This is a genomic window from Halobacterium bonnevillei (assembly GCF_009831555.1).
GTDB classification, from domain to species: domain Archaea; phylum Halobacteriota; class Halobacteria; order Halobacteriales; family Halobacteriaceae; genus Halobacterium; species Halobacterium bonnevillei.
The window spans coordinates 1-7,951 of sequence record NZ_WUUU01000141.1; the positions used below are offsets into that span (position 1 = coordinate 1).

The 7,951-nt window shown below is 70.0% G+C and carries 6 protein-coding genes and 1 pseudogene; 5 read left to right on the forward strand and 2 right to left on the reverse strand.

Going from position 1 to position 7,951, the window contains the following annotated elements:
- On the forward strand, positions 1-991 hold a 991-nt coding region (locus GRX66_RS14245; RefSeq protein ID WP_159527154.1), incomplete at its 5' end, for an isochorismate synthase.
- 40 nt (positions 992-1,031) lie between these two features.
- On the forward strand, positions 1,032-2,807 hold the full coding sequence (gene menD / locus GRX66_RS14250) for a 2-succinyl-5-enolpyruvyl-6-hydroxy-3-cyclohexene-1-carboxylic-acid synthase (RefSeq protein ID WP_159527155.1): 1,776 nt from the start codon (positions 1,032-1,034) through the stop codon (positions 2,805-2,807).
- A 12-nt stretch (positions 2,808-2,819) separates the two neighbouring features.
- Here the strand turns inward: menD and GRX66_RS14255 are convergent, their stop codons facing one another.
- Positions 2,820-3,512, reverse strand: coding sequence for a hypothetical protein (locus tag GRX66_RS14255; protein WP_159527156.1), 693 nt, complete (start codon positions 3,510-3,512; stop codon positions 2,820-2,822).
- 146 nt (positions 3,513-3,658) lie between these two features.
- Here GRX66_RS14255 and GRX66_RS14260 point away from each other — a divergent pair, with 146 nt between their 5' ends.
- Entirely contained in the window at positions 3,659-4,573 is a 915-nt protein-coding gene (locus GRX66_RS14260; RefSeq protein ID WP_159527157.1) for a 1,4-dihydroxy-2-naphthoyl-CoA synthase, read from the forward strand.
- A gap of 86 nt (positions 4,574-4,659) precedes the next feature.
- Here GRX66_RS14260 and GRX66_RS14265 read toward each other — a convergent pair whose 3' ends face one another.
- The gene (locus GRX66_RS14265) at positions 4,660-5,871 is read right to left on the reverse strand and encodes a sensor histidine kinase (RefSeq protein ID WP_159527158.1); all 1,212 of its coding nucleotides are present in this window, start codon (positions 5,869-5,871) and stop codon (positions 4,660-4,662) included.
- Between the two features lie 271 nt (positions 5,872-6,142).
- Between GRX66_RS14265 and GRX66_RS14270 the strand changes: the two genes are divergently transcribed.
- Together GRX66_RS14270 and GRX66_RS20060 are read left to right on the forward strand one after the other, a co-directional pair.
- A complete protein-coding gene (locus GRX66_RS14270) occupies positions 6,143-7,078 on the forward strand; it encodes a 1,4-dihydroxy-2-naphthoate polyprenyltransferase (RefSeq protein WP_159527159.1) in 936 nt (311 codons plus the stop codon).
- Positions 7,079-7,580: 502 nt separating this feature from the next.
- Positions 7,581-7,951: pseudogene (locus GRX66_RS20060) on the forward strand (enolase C-terminal domain-like protein); the annotation flags it as partial.

Below are 7,951 nucleotides of genomic sequence, written 5' to 3' on the forward strand. Positions count from 1 at the left end.
CGCGCGGTTCGTCCTCCCGGAAGTCCAGTTGTCGAGTTCCGGCGACGAGACGTGGCTGACAGTGACGCGCGCCGGTGAGAACGTCGATCCCGGGGACGTGGACGCGGCGCTCGACACCGCGCGCGAGGACGTCGAGTCGCTGCCAGCGATGCAGCCCAGCGGCCCCCGGCCCGGCGTCGAATCCACGACGCCGGCGACAGACGAGGCGGCGTGGCACGAGCAAGTCCAGCACGCCGTCGACCGCATCGCCGCGGGCGACCTCCGGAAGGTCGTCCTGGCGAACGCGCTCAGCGCAGAACTCTCGGGGGACGTGAATCCGCGCGACCTCCTTGAGCGGCTCCGCCAGTCCTACCCGTCGTGTTTCCGGTTCCTCGTGGCGCCCAACGGCAGCGCAGCGTTCCTCGGTGCGACCCCCGAACTCCTCGTGACGCTGCGGGGCAGCGGCGTCGAGACCACGGCCCTGGCGGGGTCAGTCGGGCGGGGCGACACGCCCGAGGCGGACGCGGAACTCGCTGCCAGGCTCCGGGACAGCGAGAAGCTCCGCCACGAGCAGAAACTCGTGACGGACGCCATCGTCGACCAGCTCGCGGCGTTCGGCGACGTCACAGTCGGCGAGCGCACCGTCCGCAAGCTCTCGAACATCCAGCACCTGAACACGCCCATCACCGCTGACGTGGACGACGACACGCACGTCCTCGACGTCGCGGAAGCGCTGCACCCGACGCCGGCGGTGGGCGGGCTGCCGCCGGACGCCGCGCTGGACGTGATCCGGGAGACGGAGTCCTTCGACCGCGGCTGGTACGCGGCCCCGGTCGGCTGGTTCGACGGCGACGGCGAGGGCACGTTCGCCGTCGGCCTGCGGTCGGCCGTCGCCACGGACCGCACGGTGACGATGTTCGCTGGCAACGGCATCGTCGCCGACAGCGACCCCGGCGAGGAGTACGAAGAGGTACAGTTGAAGTACCGCCCCATCCTGGACGAACTCGAATGACGTCGCTTCGGAGGCCGCAGCGCCGACGGGAGGCGCCGCGATGACCGCGCCGGACCGGGCCGCGCCGAACCGGAACACGCTGTGGGCGCGCGCGGCGGTCGACGAACTCGCGAAGTCCGGCGTGGACGCCGTCTGCGTCTGCCCCGGGAGTCGCTCGACCCCGCTGACCGTCGCGTTCGCGGCCCACGACGACATCCGGGTGTTCTCGCACCTCGACGAGCGGTCCGCGGCATTCTTTGCGCTCGGCCGCGGGAAACGCACGGGCACCCCGACACCGGTCGTGTCGACGTCCGGCACCGCGACGGCGAACTTCCACCCGGCGGTAATCGAAGCGAACCAGGCCCGCGTGCCGCTGCTCGTCTTGACGGCAGACCGCCCGCCGGAACTCCGGGACTCGGGTGCCAACCAGACCATCGACCAGCAGAAGCTCTACGGTGACGCCGTCCGCCACTACCGCGACCTCCCGGAGCCGGCGGCCGACGACCGGAAACTCCGGTCGCTGCGCACCGCGGTCTGCCGCGCAGTCGGCGAGTCGACGGGCGCGAACCCGGGCCCGGCCCACCTCAATTTCCCGTTCCGGAAACCCCTCGAGCCAGTGGCCGTCCCCGGGGACGTGCCGGAGGGATTTGCCGACGAGCACCCGCTGGCGGCCACCGGCCGCGAGGACGCGTTCGTCTCCGTCCACCACGCTCCGGCAGCCCCCGACGACGACACGCTGAATGCGCTCGCGGATGCTATCGACGGAACCGACCGCGGCCTGATTGTCGCCGGGCCGGACGACGCCGCCGGCCTCACCAGGACTGCTGCCGTCGCACTCGCTGAAGCCACTGGCTTCCCGCTGTTCGCGGACCCCCTATCCGACCTCCGATACGGGACGCACGTCGAAACCGCGCCCGTCGTCGGCGGCTACGACGGCCTGCTGGCCGCCGGCCCGTTGGACGGCGACCTCCAGGCACCCGACGTCGTGCTCCGGTTCGGTGCGTCACCGACCTCGAAGCCCTTGCGGCAGTACCTCCGGGACAGCGGCGCGCGACAGTTCGTCGTTGACCCGGCGGGCGAGTGGCGTGAAGCCACGTTCACCACCAGCGACCTCGTGGTCGCGGACCCGACAAAGACCGCTCGCGCACTCGCTGGACGACTCGAACCACGAGAACGGACTGCCTGGACCGACCGCGTCCTGGCACTCGACGCCGACTACTGGGACGCCGTCGACGAGTTCACGCCCGAGGCCATCCTCGAGGGCGACGTCGTCGCTGCGGCCGCCGCGGACGCGCCCGACCCCGCAACGTTGTTCGTCTCGAACAGCATGCCCGTCCGCGACCTCGACCGCTTCGGCCGGCCGCGGGACGCCGACATCACGGTCCTCGGGAACCGGGGGGCGTCCGGCATCGACGGCATCACGTCGTCGGCACTGGGCGCCGGGAGCGCGACCGACGAACCCCTGGTGCTCGTCACCGGCGACCTGGCGTACTACCACGACTCGAACGGCCTGCTCGCGCTGGACCGCTGCGAGGTCGACGCGACCGTCGTGCTCGTGAACAACGACGGCGGCGGCATCTTCCACATGCTCCCAATCGAGGCGTTCGACCCGCCGTTCACGGGGCAGTTCAAGACGCCCCACGGCCTCGACTTCGAACCGACGGGCGACGTCTACGACCTCGAGTTCGCGCGCGTCGAGACGCTGGACGGCTTCCGGGCTGCCTACCGCGAGTCGGTCGATGCAGCAGGAACGCAAGTCATCGAGGTCGAGACGGACGCCGCGGCGAGTCACCGGGAACGCGAACGCCTCGAGGAGTGGGTTGCGTCTGACCGCTGACCCACCCGCAGTCTACTCCCCGGGGTCGCGCTGGCCGGTCGCGCTGGTCTCTTGGTCAAGGGTTCCCCGAGCGCCATTCTTCGGTCCGTACGCGTCGTACAGGAGCGCGCCGGCCGTCCCGAATACGAGCGCGTACGTCGCCGTGTAGACGACCGCGGTGACCAGGTCGGGAACTGCGGTCAGCCTCGCGAAGCCGGCGTCCCGCGAGTACGAGACGACGGAGACGCCAGCGGACGCCGCGGCAGCGTAGCCGAACGCCAGGCGGACTCCGCACGCCAGTGCGGACCCGCCGCGGCCGTGGTGCCAGCGCGCGAACAGGTAGCCGGCCGTGAGGAGGACGAGCGGCGGCACCAGCGCGAGTTCGTCGTCCCACAGCGGCGTCTGCTGGAGGTCGGCGGTCCACCGCATCGAGCGCCCCAGGGTCGTGACCGTCACCTCGAGGTCGACGTAGTGGCTCGCGTAGAAGAACCAGCCGACTGCCTCGACTGGCTCGGGCTGGAGCCAGTCAGCCACGTACTCCGCGACGTCGCCGAGATCCGGTCCGAGGACGGCGGCGAGTTCGTCCCCGAGCGCGGGGGACTCCGCGAACTCGTCTCGCTGTAGGACGAACGTCGCGACGAACCCGGCCAGGAACGCGGCGATACCGACGGCTGCGCCGACGACGGTACCGCGTACGTCGCGCCACAGCACCCCCGGGAGTTCCATACCCGAGGGTTCCCGGGAGTCGGCTTAAGCCTGGGGATGCCGGCGGTGTGGCAGTGCGGCGTGGCGTTGCACTTCCGTCGCACCGGGAGTCCCCGAGCGGGTCGCCGGTGTAAACCCTTATCCCGGCCCGCCGCGGACGCCCCGGTATGGTCTCGGACATCTTCGACCCCGAACGCTGGGAGCCGGTCGCTGACCGCGACTACGAGGACGTCACGTACCACCGCGGCACCGACGTCGACGCGGTGCGGATCGGGTTCGACCGCCCCGAAGTCCGGAACGCGTTCCGCCCGGGCACCGTCGACGAACTCCACGACGCGCTCCAGCACGCGAAACGCCAAGCGGACGTCGGGTGCGTGCTCCTCACGGGGAACGGTCCGAGTCCGAAAGACGGCGAGTGGGCGTTCTGCTCGGGCGGCGACCAGTCCGTCCGCGGCGACTCGGGCTACGAGTACCGGGGCGACGACGAGGCCGCCAGCGAGGAGGACGAGACGGTCCGCGAGGCGAAAGCCGGCCGCCTCCACATCCTCGAAGTCCAGCGCGCAATCCGATTCATGCCGAAGCCGGTCGTCGCAGTCGTCCCGGGATGGGCCGTCGGCGGCGGCCACAGCCTCCACGTCGTCTGCGACATCACGCTCGCCAGCGACGAGCACGCGAAGTTCCTGCAGACCGACCCCGACGTCGCCTCGTTCGACGCCGGGTTCGGCTCGGCGTACCTGGCCAAACAGGTCGGCCAGAAGAAGGCCCGCGAGGTGTTCTTCCGCGGGAAAACCTACTCGGCCGAAGAGGCGGCGGACATGGGGATGGTGAACGAGGCCGTCCCCCACGAGGACCTCGAGGACGTCGCCCTGGAGTGGGCCGACGAGATGGCGTCGAAGTCCCCGACGGCGATGCGGATGCTTAAGTACGCGTTCAACATGGCAGACGACGGCCTCGTCGACCAGCAGGTGTTCGCGGGCGAAGCTACCCGCCTCGGCTACATGACCGACGAAGCGAAGGAGGGCCGCGAGGCGTTCATGGAGGGCCGCGACCCCGACTTCTCTGACTACCCCTGGTACTACTGATCCCGCCACTACTGCGCTCGCCGCTCTGACCCTGTGACTCCCTGACTGATTGACTCGCCGACCCTGTGACTTGCAGGGCCGGTAGCTTACTCGACTGGTGTCGCCGTAGCGGCGCCACTGAACGAGTTCCCGGGCTGGTCGTCCGGGGCGCCGGTCGCTCCGTCCAGCGTGACTCCGGATTCCCGGGGGAGTTCGACGCGGAAGACGCTGCCGTCCGGTCCGGTGTCCAGGAGTTGGACGCGGCCTCCGTAGTGGTCTACCAGTTGCCCGACGAGGTACAGTCCCAGGCCGTGCTCGGCGGTCCGCTCGACCGGACGCTCGAACAGCGTCTCGGCCTCCGCGTCGGGTATCCCGGGTCCGTTGTCGGCGACGTCGACGACCACGGTGTCCTCGCTCGTCTCGACGGTCACGGACACGCGAGGCGGAGTGCTGTCGTTGTGGACGACGGCGTTCGAGAGCAGGTTGCCGAACACCCGCGGCAGCAACGCGTCCGCCGGGACCGTAACGGAGTCGGGCGCATCGAGGTCGACGACGACAGCCGGATCGAGGTCGGCGAGCTTCTCGAGCTCGGAATCGAGGACGTCGACGACGTCCACGGGTTCCGTCGTCCTTCGACCTTCCGTGGCGTGCAGCAACACGCGGACGTCCTCGATGACCGTCGTGACCTCGTCGCTCTTCCGGGTGATAGTCTCGCTGTACTCGTAGCCCGGCGTCCCCTCGTCGTGTTCCGCCATGAGCAGCGACCCGTAGCCGGAGATGACGTTCGTCGCGTTCAGCACCTCGTGGCGCAGGAGGCTGTTGAGGTAATCCAGCAGATCCCGCTGCACCGCTAACTGTTCGGCGCGAACCGCGCTCCGTTCGGCCTCCAATGCTTTCTGGATGGCTCGCGCTTCCGTGATGCCGACGCCGACCCCGATGCCGCCGCCGACCGCGACCGCCCAGCGGAGCCAGCCGACGGCCAGCAACCCAGACGAGACCGGCACTACGGCCAGGATCGCGAGGTTCAGAAGGAGCGATGCGGCGGCACCGATTAGCAGCCACCACCAGACTCGCCTGTGCCGAGGCGCGTCGACGTCACTGGCGGCGAGCCAGTAGCCGGCGTACCCGATGCCCGCGACGAACGGCGCCGTCGTGACCACGCCGATCACGAACTCGCCGTTCAACACGACCTGCGGTGCGGACCACACCGTCGTCACGCGGACCGCGACTTCGCCGACCACGAGCAGCGTCAAGGCGACGCTCGTCCAGACCAGTCGCTCCGGAACGGGGCTCTCCGATTGGAGCGACAACAAATCCATATGCTCTACTGTCGAGTCGGTTCGGGCATAAACACTGGGTATGTTCTCGGTCTCCAAACTGCCGGAGCGAAGCCCTGGCCGCCGTCCCCGGCCACTCGACGTTCGAACCACCTGCTAACGTACTGCCGGCGGGAGCACGAGGATACCCGCCCAGGGCGTAGCTGGCACCGGACCAAGCCACGAGTGAGACCCCGACCCGTTGCCGGGTCGAATCGGGGCGCTCCCGCAGCGACCGTCACCGCTTTGACAGCGCTCGCCCAACGTGGCGGCAATGACTGACACGGCTGACGTTTCGCGCCGGGAGGCGTGGCTCATCGCCGCGCGCCCGCACACGCTCCCGGTCGCCGCTGCGCCCATCCTCGTCGCAGTCGGTCTCGCCGTCCGCGACGGCGTGTTCGCGCCGGTGCCGGCGTTCGCGGCGTTCGTCGGCGCGGCGCTCATCCAGGTGGGGACGAACTTCGCGAACGACTACTACGACGCCGTCCAGGGCGCGGACACCGAGGAGCGCGAGGGGTTCACGCGCGTCACCGCGGGCGGCCTCATCGAACCGTACGAGGTGAAGCGCGCGACCTACCTCACGTTCGGGGCCGCCATCCTCGTGGGTACCTACCTCGTGGTAGTCGGGGGCGTCCCGATTCTCGTCGTCGGCCTGCTGAGCGTCGCCTCCGGGATCGCGTACACCGGCGGGCCGTACCCGCTGGGGTACCACGGCCTCGGCGACCTCTTCGTGTTCGTGTTCTTCGGCGTGGTCGCCGTGACTGGCGCGTACTACGTGCAGGCGGTCACGGTGCTGGCGTCCGGGATTCCGGTGTGGCCGCCGAAGGGGTCGATTACGACCGCGTCACTGGTCGCCAGCCTGCCGATCGCGGCCATCGCGACAAACATTCTCGTCGTGAACAACGTCCGCGACCGGGAGGAGGACGCGACGACCGGGAAGCGCACCCTCGCGGTCCGATTCGGCTACACGTTCTCACGGGTCCAGTACGTCGCGCTGTTCGTGCTTGCATACGCCGTCCCACTGTGGTTCTACGTTCGGACCAGTGACCTCGCGGTGTTGCTGCCGTTCCTGTCGGTGCCGCTGGCCGTGTCGCTGTCGAGGACGCTGTTCACGCGGACGGACGGCGAGGCGCTCAACCCCGCACTCTCGCGGAACGGACAACTGCTCGCGCTGTACGCCGTCCTGTTCGGCGTCGGACTCGCGGTATGATCCGCTCGTTCGCGCTCCCGCTGTCGCGCCCGCTGGAGACGGCCACCGGAGCCATCACTGAACGAGAAGGATTCGTCTTCTACCGGGACGGGGGCGTCGGAGAGGCCACGCCCCTCCCGGGCTGGACTGAGACGCTGACAGCGAGCGAGCGCGCGCTCGAACGCGCCGACGCCGCCGCGGACTGGGACGCAGCCCTGGCTGCCTGTGAGGGCGCCCCAGCGGCCCGCCACGCCGTCTCGCTTGCCAAACTAGACGCCGGGGCCCGCGAGGACGGTACTCCCGTCGCTCGCCGCTTCACGGACGACCCGGCAAATGTAGTTCCAGTCAACGCCACAATCGGGGACGCGTCCAGGGCCGACACGGTCGATGCAGCGCGGGGCGCCGCCAGCGAGGGCTTCGAGACGGTGAAAGTGAAGGTCGGCGCACGGAGCGTGGCGGCCGACGTCGGGCGGCTCCGCGCGGTCGCGCCGAGACGGGCCTTCGCGTCCGCGCTGACGCCAACGAGGCGTGGACGAGAACCCAGGCACAGGACGCGTGTTTCGCGCTCGGTGACGTCGTGGAGTACGTCGAACAGCCACTCCCGGCTCACGACCTCGCCGGCCACGCCGACCTCGCGGGCGGCGACGTTCGCATCGCGCTCGACGAATCCCTGACCGAGTACCCGCTCGAGGAGGTGCTGGGGGTCGCTGACTGCGTCGTGCTAAAACCGATGGCGCTGGGCGGCGTCGACAGGGCGCGGGAGGCCGCGCTCGCCGCGCGAGACGCTGCCGTGGACCAGTCGTCACGACGACCATCGACGGCGCCGTCGCCCGTACAGCGGCCGTCCACCTCGCCGCGAGCCTCCCCGACGTCCCGGCGTGCGGCCTCGCGACG